General features: G+C 61.1%; 14 protein-coding genes and 1 rRNA gene. 9 read left to right on the top strand and 6 right to left on the bottom strand.

Translation table 11 applies throughout. The features are described from left to right. The first annotated feature begins 1 nt into the window (after position 1). A complete protein-coding gene (locus Q9246_RS16020) occupies positions 2 to 592 on the top strand; it encodes an SCO family protein (RefSeq protein ID WP_306391635.1) in 591 nt (196 codons plus the stop codon). Here the strand turns inward: Q9246_RS16020 and Q9246_RS16015 are convergent. Continuing rightward, complete coding sequence (locus Q9246_RS16015; protein WP_306391634.1) at positions 587 to 1,330, bottom strand: hypothetical protein; 744 nt, start codon at positions 1,328 to 1,330, stop codon at positions 587 to 589. The genes Q9246_RS16020 and Q9246_RS16015 overlap by 6 nt on opposite strands. Positions 1,331 to 1,514: 184 nt before the next feature. On the opposite strand from Q9246_RS16015, the gene Q9246_RS16010 reads away from it, so the two are divergent. Then, on the top strand, positions 1,515 to 2,600 hold the full coding sequence (locus tag Q9246_RS16010) for an AI-2E family transporter (protein WP_306391633.1): 1,086 nt from the start codon (positions 1,515 to 1,517) through the stop codon (positions 2,598 to 2,600). Between the two features lie 27 nt (positions 2,601 to 2,627). Here Q9246_RS16010 and Q9246_RS16005 read toward each other — a convergent pair whose 3' ends face one another. From Q9246_RS16005 to Q9246_RS15990, 4 genes are all read right to left on the bottom strand, one after another. Next, positions 2,628 to 2,906 (bottom strand): PAAR domain-containing protein, encoded by a 279-nt coding sequence (locus Q9246_RS16005; protein WP_306391632.1) that lies wholly within the window; start codon positions 2,904 to 2,906, stop codon positions 2,628 to 2,630. A 354-nt stretch (positions 2,907 to 3,260) separates the two neighbouring features. Continuing rightward, positions 3,261 to 3,719, bottom strand: a complete 459-nt coding sequence (locus Q9246_RS16000; protein WP_306391631.1) for a hypothetical protein — start codon at positions 3,717 to 3,719, stop codon at positions 3,261 to 3,263. A gap of 2 nt (positions 3,720 to 3,721) precedes the next feature. Next, entirely contained in the window at positions 3,722 to 5,380 is a 1,659-nt protein-coding gene (locus Q9246_RS15995) for an RHS repeat-associated core domain-containing protein (RefSeq protein ID WP_422802329.1), read from the bottom strand. Between the two features lie 464 nt (positions 5,381 to 5,844). After that, entirely contained in the window at positions 5,845 to 6,771 is a 927-nt protein-coding gene (locus Q9246_RS15990) for a LysR substrate-binding domain-containing protein (protein WP_306391630.1), read from the bottom strand. A 99-nt stretch (positions 6,772 to 6,870) separates the two neighbouring features. On the opposite strand from Q9246_RS15990, the gene Q9246_RS15985 reads away from it, so the two are divergent. Beyond that, positions 6,871 to 7,737: an aldo/keto reductase family oxidoreductase gene (locus tag Q9246_RS15985; protein ID WP_306391629.1), complete on the top strand. Its 867-nt coding sequence runs from the start codon at positions 6,871 to 6,873 to the stop codon at positions 7,735 to 7,737. A 70-nt stretch (positions 7,738 to 7,807) separates the two neighbouring features. Here the strand turns inward: Q9246_RS15985 and rrf are convergent. Next, positions 7,808 to 7,920, bottom strand: a 5S ribosomal RNA gene (gene rrf / locus Q9246_RS15980). A 194-nt stretch (positions 7,921 to 8,114) separates the two neighbouring features. Here rrf and Q9246_RS15975 point away from each other — a divergent pair. From Q9246_RS15975 to Q9246_RS15950, 6 genes are all read left to right on the top strand, one after another. Further along, positions 8,115 to 9,614 carry a B12-binding domain-containing radical SAM protein gene (locus tag Q9246_RS15975; RefSeq protein ID WP_306391628.1) on the top strand — a complete coding sequence of 500 codons (1,500 nt, stop codon included), beginning with the start codon at positions 8,115 to 8,117 and terminating at the stop codon, positions 9,612 to 9,614. 65 nt (positions 9,615 to 9,679) lie between these two features. Then, complete coding sequence (locus tag Q9246_RS15970) at positions 9,680 to 10,813, top strand: MlaE family ABC transporter permease (protein ID WP_306391627.1); 1,134 nt, start codon at positions 9,680 to 9,682, stop codon at positions 10,811 to 10,813. Then, positions 10,813 to 11,670 (top strand): ABC transporter ATP-binding protein, encoded by an 858-nt coding sequence (locus tag Q9246_RS15965; protein ID WP_306391626.1) that lies wholly within the window; start codon positions 10,813 to 10,815, stop codon positions 11,668 to 11,670. The genes Q9246_RS15970 and Q9246_RS15965 overlap by 1 nt, the downstream gene beginning before the upstream one ends. Before the next feature lie 2 nt (positions 11,671 to 11,672). After that, the gene (locus tag Q9246_RS15960) at positions 11,673 to 12,620 is read left to right on the top strand and encodes an MlaD family protein (protein WP_306391625.1); all 948 of its coding nucleotides are present in this window, start codon (positions 11,673 to 11,675) and stop codon (positions 12,618 to 12,620) included. 8 nt (positions 12,621 to 12,628) lie between these two features. Then, complete coding sequence (locus Q9246_RS15955; protein WP_306391624.1) at positions 12,629 to 13,249, top strand: ABC-type transport auxiliary lipoprotein family protein; 621 nt, start codon at positions 12,629 to 12,631, stop codon at positions 13,247 to 13,249. Beyond that, the gene (locus Q9246_RS15950; RefSeq protein WP_306391623.1) at positions 13,246 to 14,388 is read left to right on the top strand and encodes a VanZ family protein; all 1,143 of its coding nucleotides are present in this window, start codon (positions 13,246 to 13,248) and stop codon (positions 14,386 to 14,388) included. Before Q9246_RS15955 ends, Q9246_RS15950 begins: the two co-directional genes overlap by 4 nt. Positions 14,389 to 14,435: the final 47 nt, after the last annotated feature.

The following is a 14,435-nucleotide window of genomic DNA, read 5'->3' as shown; positions in this document are numbered from 1 at the left end:
CATGAAAAAGCTCTTGGGTGTGTTGGGGTTCTCCGCCGTGGCGCTGCTGGCTGCCGGTTGCGACAAGCTGGGCGAGAAGCCGCTGGCCTTCCACAACACCGACGTCACCGGTGTCGACTACGCCAAGGGCTTCGCGCTGACCGACCATACCGGCAAGCCGCGCACCCTGGCCGACTACAAGGGCAAGGTGGTGGTGATCTTCTTCGGCTACACCCAGTGCCCCGACGTGTGCCCGACCACGATGTCCGAGATGGCCACCGTGATGAAGGAGCTGGGGCCGTCGAGCAGCGACGTGCAGGTACTGTTCATCACGGTCGACCCCGAGCGCGACACGCAAGAGCTGCTGTCGCACTACGTGCCGGCCTTCGACCAGCGCTTCGTCGGCCTGTACGGCGATGCTGCCGCGACCGCGAAGGTGGCCAAGGAATTCAAGGTCTACTATGCCAAGGTGCCGGGCGCCGACCCGGCCAGCTACACGGTGGACCACACCGCCGGCAGCTTCGTGTTCGACAAGCAGGGCCACCTGCGCCTGTTCGTGCGCCACGGACAGGGGCCGGCGCTGATCGCGCACGACCTGCGCCAGCTGCTATGAACGTTCGGCTCGGATGTCCTTCAGCCGCTGGATGACGTCCGTCCGGTACTGCTGATGGCCTCGCAGCGCCCGCGGGTGGGCGATGCGGAAGCAGGTTATCTGTCCTGCCCGGAATTCCCACATCTTGCCGGGCTCCCTGCTGACAGTCTGGTAGCCGTCGAAATACGTTTCAAATAATTGTTTGAGACGATGGTCGATGCCGTGCCGACCTGTCGAAAACACGATGGCGTCGGGTTTGAAAAATCGAATTTGCGTTGCAAGCAACTCCAAGGAGACGGCGCTGACAGGCGCCAGTTCCTGCGCCGGACGATCAAGCGGCGATTTGCCAGCGTAATCCCATGCGAATACGTTGGCATAGATGAGCGAGGTGGGCGTTACGCCCAATTCCTTTGCGAGCCGAAAATAGTATTGCTTGAAACGGCTCCTGGTCGTCATCGTCACCTTGCCATCAGGCTGAATTGGCAGATGCTGGCGATATCTGGTCACCGCTTCCTCGACAATGTGCCGCGTATCGCCAGCCTGGTTGGCGGCGAAGATGCGCTCGAGCCTGTTGCGGCCGGTCCTGGTATTCCATCCTGCGGTCTCTCGCCCCACGTGCATCACCCGGAAGTCACTCGTCCAGTAGTCGCCGAAAGCAACAGGCAAGAAAACGCCCGAGTAGCGATCGTCTTCCAGTGGAAAGCTTTCTCGGTTCATCCTGCCAAGGATGTGGGTATATTGTTCCAAAAGTCGGTGCAAGAACTTCTCCGATATTTATCGTGGTAGGAAGGATGAGCAGTATGTATCCTTTATTAGCGGAAAGTCTATTCGGGTCGGCGACAAGGCATGTCGCATAGCGGCTGTCTGGTCATTGCATTGCAGGGACGCGACGTGCCTTGTGTAGCTGCTAAGATGGCGTAAACATTATCCGCTCATGAACCGCATGGAAGCACGCCCTGGCAGGAACTACACCCGCATCGCGATCGTCGTCCTGCTGACGCTGGGCTGTCTCTACGTCCTGCGCCCCTTCCTGCCGGCGATCCTGTTCGCCGCCGCGGTCGCCATCTCGACCTGGCCCCTGTACCTGCGCCTGCTGGAGCGATGCCGTGGCCAGCGCACCGTTGCGGCGCTGACGATGACGCTCACCCTGACCCTGCTGTTCATCATCCCGCTGTCGATGGTGGCCTACAACCTGGCCGACGACGTGGCGCGCGGATTCGGGGAACTGCGCCTCCTGATCGAGCACCGCGAACTGGCGCCGCCGGCCTGGCTGGCCAACATCCCCCTGATCGGGTCCACGCTGGTCGACTACCTGAACGAGCTGATCGCCAGCCGCGAACAGATGCTGGCCCTGGCCCAGCGCATGCTGGAACCGGCGCGCCACTGGCTGGTGGCAGGCGGGATCATGCTCGGCACCGGCGTCGTGCAGATGAGCCTGGCGGCCTTCGTCAGCTTCTTCCTGTACCGCGACGGCAATGCGCTGCTGGCCGTGATCGCGGTGACGATGCGCAAGGTGATGGGCGAGGGCGCCGAATCGATCCAGGCCACGGTTGGGCAGACCGTGCGCGGCGTGATGTATGGCTTATTGGGCACTGCCCTGGCCCAGGCGCTGGTGGCGGCGGTCGGGTTTGCGATTGCTGGGGTGCCGGCAGTGCCATTGTTGTCGGTGCTGGTGTTTTTAACTTCGTTGATCCCGCTTGGGCCGCCGCTGGTGTGGGGTGGGGCGACTATCTGGCTGTTCGCCCATGGCGAGACTGGGTGGGCGATTTTCATGGCGATCTGGGGCACGGTCCTGATCAGCGGTGTCGACAATGTAGTGCGGCCGATGCTGATCAGCCGCGGTAGCAGCTTGCCGTTTTTGCTTACCCTGCTTGGGGTGTTGGGTGGGGTGATTGCCTTTGGGTTTGTCGGGATGTTCATCGGGCCGGTGTTGCTGGCGGTTGGCTATTCCCTGATGAGCGAGTGGACCGGGACTGAAGATCCGATCGTCAAGCATGACGAGGATGTCGCGTCGGGACATATTCCTTAATCGACGCATCACGACTTCAGAAGGTCTTCAGTCCGCCGTTGCAGGCATGCTGCCGATCAGCGCGCACCCGCATTCCGTCATGCATCCCTCTACTGCAACAGGAACTCCGTTAACCGTGAGTGTGTCGTGGCCCGTAATGATTTTATTTACGCCGTGCGGTTTGCCGCCGGGATAGGGCTGCGGACAGTCAACTTTGTCACCTAGTCGAGCGACTGCTTTTCCCCTGATGTCGTGGTCGGGCGAGCCGCTGATAACTATACCGCCATGGTTGGTTTTGTCTCCGACTGTAATAATCTTCAATGACATTTCTCTCTCCAATGGAATTGATGATGTGCGTAGATCAGTAGCCGTCTGGTTCGGATGCAACTGGGTACTCTGTCACTAACGGCAGTTGGACTGGTGGGAGGAACCGCCGGTTTTGGTCTTCGCTATTTTCAATAAAGCGCAAGATTTTTATTGCCAGTGCTTGCTGAATACTAAATTCTCCCCAACCTTTCTGTCGAGCGCCCGTGCTTGGACTTCAAAAAGGTACTAAGTGCACCTCTTCGGCGAGAGAGCTTATGTCTTCATAACAAGAATAAGTGAGTATTATTTTGATGCTAAGATTGATTCATTTTTCCGCAAGTCCAATTAGGGATATTAGTTTATGTTTATTACGCTTTAGGTACTAATTGGATTCCTTTGAGTTTTATGGAAAGTAATATCCAAGCTCAGATCTCCTTGCTTGGCATCATAAAAAAACGTTAGCTTCCCCCATTCGTAGATGTCAAGAAAAGCAGTGCTTGGATGATTGCTAATAAAACTAGCATTTAAAGATTTCTCACATGCTTTTAATATCTTTGATTCTAGAACGCTGGATTCGAAGAACTCGATCAGATCAAATAAGAAAGCTATGGCACATACTCTTCCAGCGCCGATTTCGATCACGACACTGGCGGGTTTTCCGAAAATACTTACTTTTCTCAGCAAGCGATATTGTGTGCTTCCCGTGTCGGTATCAATTGGTGGTGAACATAATCCTAAGATAGATCCAGCGAGAATTCCGTCTTCGTCAACTTTTATAGGTAATGAATCAACAAAAACCGATCCATGTTCCAAGTCTAATTTAATGGTTTGCATTCTTAACTTCCATAAGCAATAATTCGTCCTGTATCTAAAAGGTTAGGCTTATCTCTATTTTCTATGAAATATTGTTTGGCGCCACCCTTTCCTAGTTTTGGATTGTTTTTTGCAATACTAACTGCCATGCAGGTATCCTTGGTAAGAGCATAACCGTGAACTTTGGTGCGCATAGGCCTCGCGTCGCGGCTTTTCCAATTTTCCTTGTGAGCAACCTGCACAGCGTCATTGTACTGCCTAGCAGTGTGGGCGCCTCGCACTACATTGGATTTCACCAAGTAATTTCCTGGTGCGTCTCCGTGTGGATAAAGCGTGTAGAGTACAGTTCCCTCTTTCACGACGACATTGATATAACTATCGACGCCATCGTAAGGTTCACGGCCTTGCCAAGACCGCGCGATTGCGGCGGGATTACGACCTTGGCATGGATCGCAGTTGGCACAGCCATTATTAATAGAATCTTTTTTCTTTGGGGCCAATCCCAGCGGGTCAACCCATTGAACGGGGTTCGGCGCATATGCATGAGTATTAAAACCGCCTAACAATCCGATCGGATCCTTGCATATAAAGCGGCCGCTAACTGGGTCGTAATATCGATGGCGGTTATAATGTAGTTCCGTTTCCTCGTCAAAGTATTGCCCTTGAAACCGAATTGGATTACGTTTCCCGGTCTTGAGTGCCGTCTCGCTGATTGCCTCTTTTGCCTCCCCCCAAGCTTTATACTGAGCCGACCATGCTACCTTTCCATTGCAATCTGTTACCTCCTGCGGCGTACCCAGATGATCACACTGAAAAAAAGAGATCTCATCTTTACCAAACGGCTCAGCTTTCTGCTCGCGCTCACCGTTCCATAGCGGATCGAGCGCAGGATCATACTTGCCGCCGTTGCCCACCATTAGCGCCTTAACGTCGGTAGTGGGCGCCAACTGGATCATGCGGCTTTGGGTGGCCTGAATTAGCGGCACAAAGCTATTGCGTTCGTATACATAGTGCACCGCCCGTTCCATCGCAGCATGGCCCCCGTGCACGCTGCTTTCCCACGCTAGCGTGTCGCCATCCCAGCCGTACATGGTCTGGGTTGTGTTCCTCAGTAGAGTTTCTCCATCTGCTTTGCTGTGTTTGACGATTCGTCGCCCCAGTGGATCGTAGGCAAAGGTGGTGAAGCCCTGCCAAGTCGTTGCACGGGTCATCCGATTGAACGCATCCCATTCATACTCGGAATGTAAGCCGTCTTGGCTACGTTTCACGACATTGCCGCGGTCATCGTAGCTGTAGCTGACACCGGCATACTCCTTGAGCAGGTTGTTCAGCAGCTTTGGCAGCTGTACACGAGAGGTAGTAGGCTCGTACTGCGTGGTCGCGGCTACCTGGATGTTGCCGGCTGGATCGAAGGCGAAGGTTTCATGGCCCAGTACGCTGCTCGCCGCCAGCAGCCGTCCAATCGGGTCGTAACGGTATTCGATGCGGCCGCGCCGGTTGTCTTCGACGCTGGTTAGTTGGCCGGACGGGTCATAGCTGTAGCGCCGCAGGATCGCGGCTCGCATGCCGACCTGAAGGTCGGGACGGTAGGTGTCGCGTTGAACCTGTCGGTTCGTCTGGCCTGTCTGCGCGATGGCGCCAAGTTGTTGTTCAATCAGGCGGCCAGCCGGATCGTACTTCATCGTTTGCAACAGGCCGTTGGCCTGAGTGCGGCCGGTTTCCCGATACAGCGCGTCACGCTCGAAGGAAACAAGCTCTTGCCCGTCGAGCAGCAGCCGACTTGCATGTGTAAAGCATGCCGCCAGCGTTCAATCTGAGCCAGGATCAAACTCTTCAGTTCAATCTCTGTTTGTTGACTCTTTCGAGTCATCGACTATTGCTAGCCGAGTCGCTCACTCAAAATACTGACCGTCACTTCATTGCTGAAGCAACGTTAATACTTTTTGTGAACATTTGATATTTTAAGTAATCAAGAACCGAAGTTCTTGGCACCTTCATCAAACGCCCACACTTATCGACTGTTAATTTTTAAAGAACTTTATTCGGCACTGCTTCATCTGCTGCGTTGCTTCGAATCGTTTTGTTCGTCAGCAGCAGAGGAATGAGATTATGCCGGTGCTGCTGAGCTTCGTCAACACCTTATTTTTCATTTGTGTGACGAATCCGTCGCAACCTGCCCCTCGTTGCGGATGAAATCCACAAAAGCCCGCAGCGGCGCCGGCACCAGCCTGTGACCTGGGTAATACAGGAAGGGACCTGAAAACTGCGGCCACCACAGCTGCAGCACCGGCTGCAACAGCCCTCGCTCGAAGTACGGCGTCAGCCAGTCCTCAAACAGATAGATGACGCCGAGTCCCTGCACCGCAGCATCGAGAGCCAAGTCCAGTGCGGCGCCCACCTGCACCAGCAACTGCCCATTCGGCTCGATGGTGATCGCCTCGCCATCCCGCTCGAACTGCCAGTGGATCATCGCGCCGCTCGCAAAGCGCGCCCGGATACAGGCACCCAGCGGCAGGTCACGCGGATGTTCCAGCGCGCCGCACCTGGCGAGAAACGCCGGCGAAGCCGCCGCCGCCATGCGCTGGACGCGCGGACCGATCGGCACCGCGATCATGTCCTGCTCCAGACGCTCTTCATAGCGAATGCCCGCATCGCACCCGGCCGCCAGCACATCGACAAAGGTCTCATCCGCCACGACTTCCAGCCGAATCTCCGGATACGCGGCAAGAAAACGCGGCACGATGGACGGCAGGACGAGCCGCGCCGCACTCATGGATACATTCAGGCGCAAGGTTCCTGTGGGCTTGTCCCGGAACCCATTGACCACATCGAGAGCATTATCGATCTCGCTCAATACCGGATCGAGGCGCAGCAGCAGGCTGCGCCCGGCCTCCGTCGGCACGACACTGCGCGTCGTTCGATTGAGCAAACGCACGCCCAGGCGCGTTTCCAGCCGCCGCACTGCTTCGCTCAGGCCGGAAGCGCTGCTATCGGTCGCGCGCGCCGCTTCGCGAAATCCTCCTGCGCGCGCCACCGCGACAAACGCAGATAAATCACCCAGCTCAACTTTCATTGTTCGCCTTTTCGCACAACCCGTGTGGATTTACCTGGATTGTCACACAGACGGCCGCGCCTTATCTTGATTGCTCAACCAAATCCCAGGAGAACAAGCATGTCCACCATCGATCAAGCCGGTACCTATTCCCTCGGCAGCCGCACGGTACACCGCCTCGGCTACGGCGCCATGCAACTGGCCGGCCCCAACGCCTTCGGCCCGCCCAAGGATGCGGCGACCGCGCATAAGGTGCTGCGCGAAGCGCTGGAACTTGGCGTGAACCATATCGACACCTCGGATTTCTATGGCCCGCACATCACCAACCAGTTGATCCGCGAAGCACTCCACCCTTACAACGAAGAACTCGTGATCGTGACCAAGGTCAGCGCGCGGCGCGGCGCCGATGGCAGCTGGCTGCCCGCCTTCTCGGCGCCCGAACTCGAACAGGCCGTGCACGACAACCTGCGCAACCTGGGACTGGAGACATTGGAAGTAGTAAATCTGCGCGCCATGTTCGACCCCTACAAACCGGCGGAAGGCTCGCTCGAACCGCAACTGGCGACCCTTGCCGAACTGCGCCAGCGCGGCCTGATCCAGCACATCGGCCTGAGCAACGTGACGCCGCGCCAGCTCGAGGAAGCGCAACGCATCCTGCCAATCGCCTGCGTCCAGAATATGTATAACCTGGTCCACCGCGCTGACGACGCGATGATCGATGCGCTGGCACGCCAGGGCATCCCCTATGTGCCCTTCTTCCCGCTCGGTGGATTCACGCCGCTGCAGTCGAACGCCCTGTCGGCCGTCGCAGCCCGGCTCGACGCCACGCCGATGCAGGTCGCGATCGCCTGGCTGCTGCAGCGCTCGCCGAACATCCTGCTCATTCCCGGCACCTCCTCGCCGGTCCACCTGCGCGAGAACATCGCCGCGGCAGCACTCGTGCTGCCGAAAGACGCCCTGGCGGAACTGGACGCGATCGCGGCCTGAACCCCAATTCCAGGCCCGGAAAACAAAAAAGCCCACCAGGCAATCTGGTGGGCTTTCTCTCTATTGAATAGCCTGACGATAAACTACTTTCACACTGGTTGCAGCACTATCATCGTCGCAATGTCGTTTCACGGTCCTGTTCGGGATGGGAAGGGGTGGTACCGACTTGCTATGGTCATCAGGCATAACTTGCTGGAAAACTGTTCCTCAACTGGGCAACAGGCTTCCTGAATTCCGGCGTGCATTCTAACAAGCAATCCAGACAAATACCAGCGCCATCGGCAAAAAAGATCTCGCCAGCCACGCCATCAATAACGGCAAGTGCTTGTAATCACAGTAAAATACCGCCTTTCCCGCCGCCGCACGCCCCATCCATCATGACGATCCTGCTCTCGACCCTCAACGCCCGCTATACGCACGCCTCCCTGGGCCTGCGGTACCTGCTGGCCAATATGGGCCTCTTGCAGGACCAGACAACGATCCAGGAATTCGTCATCGGCGCCAAGACCACCGACCTGGTCGAACGCATCCTGGCCCATGAGCCGCGCATCGTCGGCTTCGGCGTCTATATCTGGAATGTGGAAGAAACCACCCGCCTGGTGGCCATGCTCAAGCGCGTGGCGCCGCAGGTGACCGTCATCCTGGGCGGCCCCGAAGTCTCGCACGAGACCGGCGAACAGGAGATCGTGAAACTGGCCGACTACGTCGTCACCGGCTGGGGCGACGTCACCTTCCCCAAGCTGTGCCGCGAGATCCTCGATGGTCCCAAGCCGATCATGAAGGTGCACGCCGGCGTGCAGCCGCCGATGGAAGACATCGTCCTGCCCTACTCTCTATATAGTGAAGACGACATCGCCCACCGCACCCTGTACGTGGAAGCCTCGCGCGGCTGCCCGTTCAAGTGCGAATTCTGCCTGTCCTCGCTCGACAAGACCGCCTGGCCCTTCCCGCTCGACACCTTCCTGGCCGAGATGGAGACCATGTATGCCAAGGGTGCGCGCCTGTTCAAGTTCGTCGACCGCACCTTCAACCTGAACGTCAAGACCAGCCTGCGCATCATGCAGTTCTTCCTCGATAAGATCGAGGCCTACCCGAACGACCCGGTCTATGCCCACTTCGAGCTGGTGCCCGACCACCTGCCCGAGGCGCTGAAGGAGACCATCGCCAAATTTCCGGCCGGCGCGCTACAGTTCGAAATCGGCATCCAGAGCTTCAACCCCGAGGTGCAGACCCTGGTCAGCCGCCGCCAGAACAATGAAAAAGCGGCCGAGAACATCCGCTGGCTGACGCAGCACTCCACCGCCCACCTGCACGTCGACCTGATCGCCGGCCTGCCGGGCGAGGACGTGGCCAGCTTCGCGCGCGGCTTCGACCACCTGGTGAGCCTGGGCGCCGAAGAGATCCAGTTCGGCATCCTCAAGCGCCTGCGCGGCACGCCGATCATCCGCCACACCCAGGAATTCGGCATGGTCTACGATCCCTACCCGCCCTATACGGTGCTGGCGACAAATAAAATCGACTTCGCCACCATGCAGCGCCTGGTGCGCTTCGCGCGCTACTGGGACCTGGTGGCCAACTCGGGCCGCTTCGCCAACACCATCCCGGTCCTGCTGGGAGAGACGCCATTCGACAACTTCATGGCCTTCTCGGACTGGATCTACGCCCATACCGACGCCACCCACCGCATCGCCCTCGACCGCCTGGCCAAGCTCGTCGCCCAGTGGCTGCAGCTGCGCGGCATGGCGGCGGATGACGCGGCGGCGCTGCTGGCCAGCGACTACGCCGGCAAGGTCGACGCCCCGAGCCGCAACGTGAAGCCGATCGACGCCGCGCGCGCCGTGGCCCCCGCCCGCCAGGCGCGCCACCTGGCGGCCTAACGTCCTACAATTTCCATACCGTATCGTGGCTGGCAACTGCCTCGATTCTCTTTTACACTGGCGTAATGCAGATTGAAAATGCGCCAACATTAATCATTCAACAGTCCGGCCAGGGGCCCGGCCAATCTGTCGTTGCCGAGGGTGTGTGGCAAGTCCACGGCCTGTCGCAGCGCGGCGTCCTCAAGGGCATCACGCGCCAGCTGGCCGGCCTGAAGGACAAGGGCGCCTGCGAATGGGACCTGTCCGGCATCGAAAGCCTCGACCATATCGGCGCCCAGATGTTCTGGAATACCTGGAACAAGGAGCGTCCCAAGCGCCTCAAACTCGACCCGCGCCAGGAAGACCTGTTCAAGCGCATCGAAGAGGCCAGCCACATCAAGCTGCCGCGCCACCGGGTGAGCCCCTTCCATTGGGTGATCAAGCTGGGCGCCGGCATCCTGGACTTCTTCGAGCACCTGCGCAGCTTCATCGGCCTGATCGGGATCGTGATCCAGGACCTGGGCCGCTTCCTGCGCCGCCCGCAGACCGGGCCATGGCGCGAGATCTCGGCCAATATCTATCACTCCGGCTTCCAGGCGCTGGGCATCACGGCCATGGTCGGCTTCCTGATCGGGATCGTGCTCTCCTACCTGTCGTCGCAGCAGCTGCGCATGTTCGGCGGCGACGCCTACCTGGTCAACATCCTTGGCATGGCGGTGATCCGCGAACTGGGGCCGCTGCTGGCCGCAATCCTGGTCGCCGGCCGCTCCGGCTCCTCGATCACCGCCCAGCTGGGCGTGATGCGGGTGACGGAAGAACTCGACGCCATGCTGGTGATGGGCGTCTCGCACGGCTACCGCCTGATCATGCCCAAGGTGATCGCGCTGGCGATCTCGATGCCGCTGCTGGTGGTCTGGACCGATGCCATGGCCCTGCTGGGCGGCATGGTCTCGGCCAAGATCGAGATGGGCATGTCGTTCCGCTACTTCCTGCAAAAGCTGCCGGACGCGGTCCCCTTCGTCAACTACACCATCGGCCTGCTCAAGGGCGCCACGTTCGGGGTGCTGATCGCCCTGATCGCCTGCCATTTCGGCCTGCGCATCAAGCCCAATACCGAGAGCCTGGGCCGCGGCACCACGACGTCGGTGGTCACCGCGATCACGGTGGTGATCCTGGCCGACGCGGTGTACGCCATCATCTTCAGCGGGACGGGCTTCTGATGGTGGACTCGAAAAAAGCGCGCAAGCAGGAACTGAACCTGCGTCCCGAGGAGGAAGTCGGCGCGCCGGTGGTCCAGATCCGCAACCTGTGGACGAAATTCGGTCGCACCGTGGTGCACCAGGACCTGAACCTCGAGATCTACGGCGGCGAGATCCTCACCATCGTCGGCGGCTCCGGCACCGGCAAGACCGTGCTGCTGCGCCAGATGCTGGGCCTCGAACGCCCGGCGCAGGGCAGCGTGCACGTGTTCGGCGAGGACATCAGCGCGGCCTCGCCCCAGCAGCTGCAACGCATGCGCAACCACTGGGGCATGCTGTTCCAGCAGGGCGCCCTGTACTCGGCGCTGAGCGTGTTCGATAACATCGCCCTGCCGATGCGCGAACTGCGCTCGCTGCCCGAGGACGTGATCCGCGACGCCGTGCTGCTCAAGATGAATATGGTGGGCCTGGGCCCCGAGCACGCCAACAAGATGCCGGCCGACCTGTCGGGCGGGATGGTCAAGCGCGCCGCCCTGGCGCGCGCGCTGGCCCTCGAGCCGCAGCTGCTGTTCCTGGACGAACCGACGGCCGGGCTGGACCCCGACCTGTCGGACGCCTTCGTCGCCCTGATCCAGACCCTGCACCGCGAACTGAAACTCACGGTGGTGATGGTCACGCACGACCTGGACACCCTGTTCGCGCTGTCCTCGCGCATCGCGGTGCTGGCCGAGAAGCACGTGCTGGCGGTGGGACCGTCATGCGACGTGCTGCAGGTCGAGCACCCCTTCATCAAACACTTTTTCCTGGGCCCGCGCGGCCAGCGGGCGCTGGAAGTGCTCGACGAGCGCCACGCCCAGCATGAACCGGAGAATCGATAGTTATGGAAAACAGGTCGCATGCCCTGATGACCGGCATCTTCACGATCGCGCTGCTGGTGGCCACCGTCCTGATCGGCCTCTGGTTCAACCGCGACAAGACCGAGCTGGTGCCCTACGAGATCGTCACCACCCAGTCGATCCCAGGCCTCAATCCGCAAGCCACAGTGCGCTACCGCGGCCTCGAGATCGGCCGCGTCGACGAGATCGTCTTCGACCCGCGCGTCACCGGCCAGATCCTGATCCGCCTGTCGGTCGACGAAGCCTCGCCGATCACGTCCACCACCTATGCCTCGCTCGGCTACCAGGGCGTGACCGGGATCGCCTTCATCCAGCTCGACGACGACCGCACCGGTTCGCCGCGCCTGGCCACCGGCGGCGACCGCATTGCCCGCATCCCGCTGCGTCCGGGCCTGCTCGACCAGCTCGAAGACCGCGGCCTGGCGATCCTGGAAAAGGCCGAGAAGGTCACCGCCAGCCTCGACGAGCTGCTGAGCGAGGACAACCGCGCCCGGATGATCGGCGCCTTCGACAGCGTCGACCGCGCCGCCGAAGCCTATGCAGCTATCCCGCCGCGCCTCGACCCGGTGCTCGACCAGTTGCCCGGCCTGGTGAACAAGGTCAACCGCAGCATGGATTCGATCGACACCCTGGCCAACAGCGCCACCTCGATGACCCGCAACTACGACCAGCTGGCGACGCGCCTGCAGGCGGCCGACGGCCCGATCGAGCGCCTGAACACCACCATCGGCGCGCTTGGCGCGGCCACCAGCCACCTCGAACTGGAGACGCTGCCGCACGTGGTGCAGATGACCGACGAGGCGCGCGCGTCGCTGCGCGCGGTCAGGCGCACCGCCAACTCGTTCTCCGATCGCCCGCAAAGCATCCTGTTCGGCACCCCGGGCGACGCGCCCGGCCCCGGCGAGGCGGGCTTCGCGCCACCGACCAAATGAGGATCACCGTGAACCGCTACTTCTTCCACCTCCCGGCCGCCGTCGCCATCGCCTGTTCCTTGTTGTTGGCCGGCTGCGGCAGCACCGAGCGTGCCTCGAACACCATCTTCGACTTCGGCCCCGTCACGCCTGCCGTGCAGGCGGCAGCAAGCCCGAAACCGGCCGCCATCGTGGTCATGGACGTCACCGGCCCGGCCACCCTCGACACCGAGCGCATGTTCTATCGCCTGAACTACGCCGATGCGCAGCAGGCGCGCACCTACGCCACCAGCCGCTGGAGCGCGACCCCGGTCAACCTGGTCACCCAGCGCGTCAAGGCGCGCCTGGCGCAGTCGGGCGTCAAGGTGCTGTCGGCCACCGACGCCGCCACCGGCGTGCCGATCCTGCGCATCGAGATCGACGACTTCGTTCATGCCTTCGCTAGCGCGGGCCAGAGCGAAGGCCAGGTCATGCTGCGCGCCTCGGTGTTCCAGGAACACCGCCTGGTCGACCAGCGCAGCTTCGGGCGCAACGTGCCCGCGCGTAGCCAGGACGCCGCCGGCGGCGTGGCGGCGCTGGCCGCCGGCACCGACGGGGTGGCGTCCGACCTGATGGCCTGGCTGGCGTCGCTGGACACCCAAGGCAAATGACCGAAGCGGAAGTCCCGGCAGAGGTGGCCGCCGGCCGCTCGCGCGGCTCGCCGATCGTGCGCGCCGCGCTGCTGGCCTACCTGCTCCTGATCGTCTACGCCAGCTGGTTCCCGTTCACCGGCTGGCGCGACAACGGCGTGTCCATGTTCGCCTTCCTGAACCTGGTCAAGCAGCGCTACTGGACCGGCTTCGACGCCGGCGTCAACATTGCCGGCTACATCCCGTTCGGCATGCTGCTGGTGCTGTCGATGTACCCGCGCGTGCGCGGCGTGTGGGCGGTGCTGCTGGCGGCGCTGGCCGGCCTGCTCACCACCGGCACCATGGAGGCGGTGCAGACGTATTTACCGAGCCGCGTGCCGTCGAACCTCGACTTCGCCACCAATGCCGGCGGCTGCCTGCTCGGCGCCATCCTCGGCGCGCTGTGGGCGCCGGGCCTGCTCGACCGCAGCCGCCTGTTCAAGCTGCGCCAGCGCTGGTTCGCGCCGCACGCCAGCCAGGGCCTGGTGCTGGTGGCCATCTGGCCGCTGGCCCAGATCTACCCCCAGAGCTACCTGTTCGGCCACGGCCAGGTGCTGCCCATCCTGTCCGGCTGGATGTCGTCCTGGTTCGATACCGAGATCGACCTGGTGGCCCTGCTGCGGCCCGGCAGCGACATCATGAGCGTGGAACAGTACTGGCTGTCCGAAACCATCATCACCGCGTGCGGCATGACCGGCGCCGCCCTCACCCTGATGTGCCTGGTGCGGCGCGGCGCCCCGCGCTTCTGGCTGATGCTGGCCTTGCTGGCCAGCGCACTGGTGGTGAAGGCCTTCGCCAGCTCGCTGCTGTTCCGGCCCGATAACGCCCTGGTCTGGGTCACGCCGGGCGCCGAAGGGGGCTTCCTGATCGGCCTGATCATGCTGTCCGGCCTGGTGTTCGCGCCGCAGGTGGCGCAGCGCCGGCTGGCGGTGGTGACGCTGATCCTGGCCCTGGTGGTGGTCAATACGATTCCCGTGAACCCGTATTTCTCGTCCACGCTGCAGGGCTGGGTGCAAGGCAAGTTCCTCAACTTTAATGGCGCGGCCCAGTTCCTGGCCCTGGCCTGGCCCTTCGTCGCCCTGTGGTTCCTCTTGCTCCCCTCGCATAAACTCAATCGCTAGCGGGTATCATGGCGTTTTGGCGCGATGCCATGCCACTCTTTCCAGCG

This window comes from Telluria beijingensis (genome assembly GCF_030770395.1).
Lineage (GTDB): Bacteria > Pseudomonadota > Gammaproteobacteria > Burkholderiales > Burkholderiaceae_D > Telluria > Telluria beijingensis.
The sequence above is the reverse complement of the archived record's forward strand: the minus strand, read 5'-3'. Positions and strand labels throughout refer to the sequence as shown.

What these genes read in the sequence shown, in the direction of transcription:
- Q9246_RS15975 (WP_306391628.1), top strand. Translation starts at nt 8,115, where the DNA reads ATGACGATCCTGCTCTCGACCCTCAACGCCCGCTATACGCACGCCTCC.
- Q9246_RS16010 (WP_306391633.1), top strand. Translation starts at nt 1,515, where the DNA reads ATGGAAGCACGCCCTGGCAGGAACTACACCCGCATCGCGATCGTCGTC.
- Q9246_RS15965 (WP_306391626.1), top strand. Translation starts at nt 10,813, where the DNA reads ATGGTGGACTCGAAAAAAGCGCGCAAGCAGGAACTGAACCTGCGTCCC.
- Q9246_RS15960 (WP_306391625.1), top strand. Translation starts at nt 11,673, where the DNA reads ATGGAAAACAGGTCGCATGCCCTGATGACCGGCATCTTCACGATCGCG.
- Q9246_RS15985 (WP_306391629.1), top strand. Translation starts at nt 6,871, where the DNA reads ATGTCCACCATCGATCAAGCCGGTACCTATTCCCTCGGCAGCCGCACG.
- Q9246_RS15970 (WP_306391627.1), top strand. Translation starts at nt 9,680, where the DNA reads ATGCAGATTGAAAATGCGCCAACATTAATCATTCAACAGTCCGGCCAG.
- Q9246_RS15995 (WP_422802329.1), bottom strand. Translation starts at nt 5,380, where the DNA reads ATGAAGTACGATCCGGCTGGCCGCCTGATTGAACAACAACTTGGCGCC.
- Q9246_RS16005 (WP_306391632.1), bottom strand. Translation starts at nt 2,906, where the DNA reads ATGTCATTGAAGATTATTACAGTCGGAGACAAAACCAACCATGGCGGT.
- Q9246_RS15950 (WP_306391623.1), top strand. Translation starts at nt 13,246, where the DNA reads ATGACCGAAGCGGAAGTCCCGGCAGAGGTGGCCGCCGGCCGCTCGCGC.
- Q9246_RS16000 (WP_306391631.1), bottom strand. Translation starts at nt 3,719, where the DNA reads ATGCAAACCATTAAATTAGACTTGGAACATGGATCGGTTTTTGTTGAT.
- Q9246_RS15990 (WP_306391630.1), bottom strand. Translation starts at nt 6,771, where the DNA reads ATGAAAGTTGAGCTGGGTGATTTATCTGCGTTTGTCGCGGTGGCGCGC.
- Q9246_RS16020 (WP_306391635.1), top strand. Translation starts at nt 2, where the DNA reads ATGAAAAAGCTCTTGGGTGTGTTGGGGTTCTCCGCCGTGGCGCTGCTG.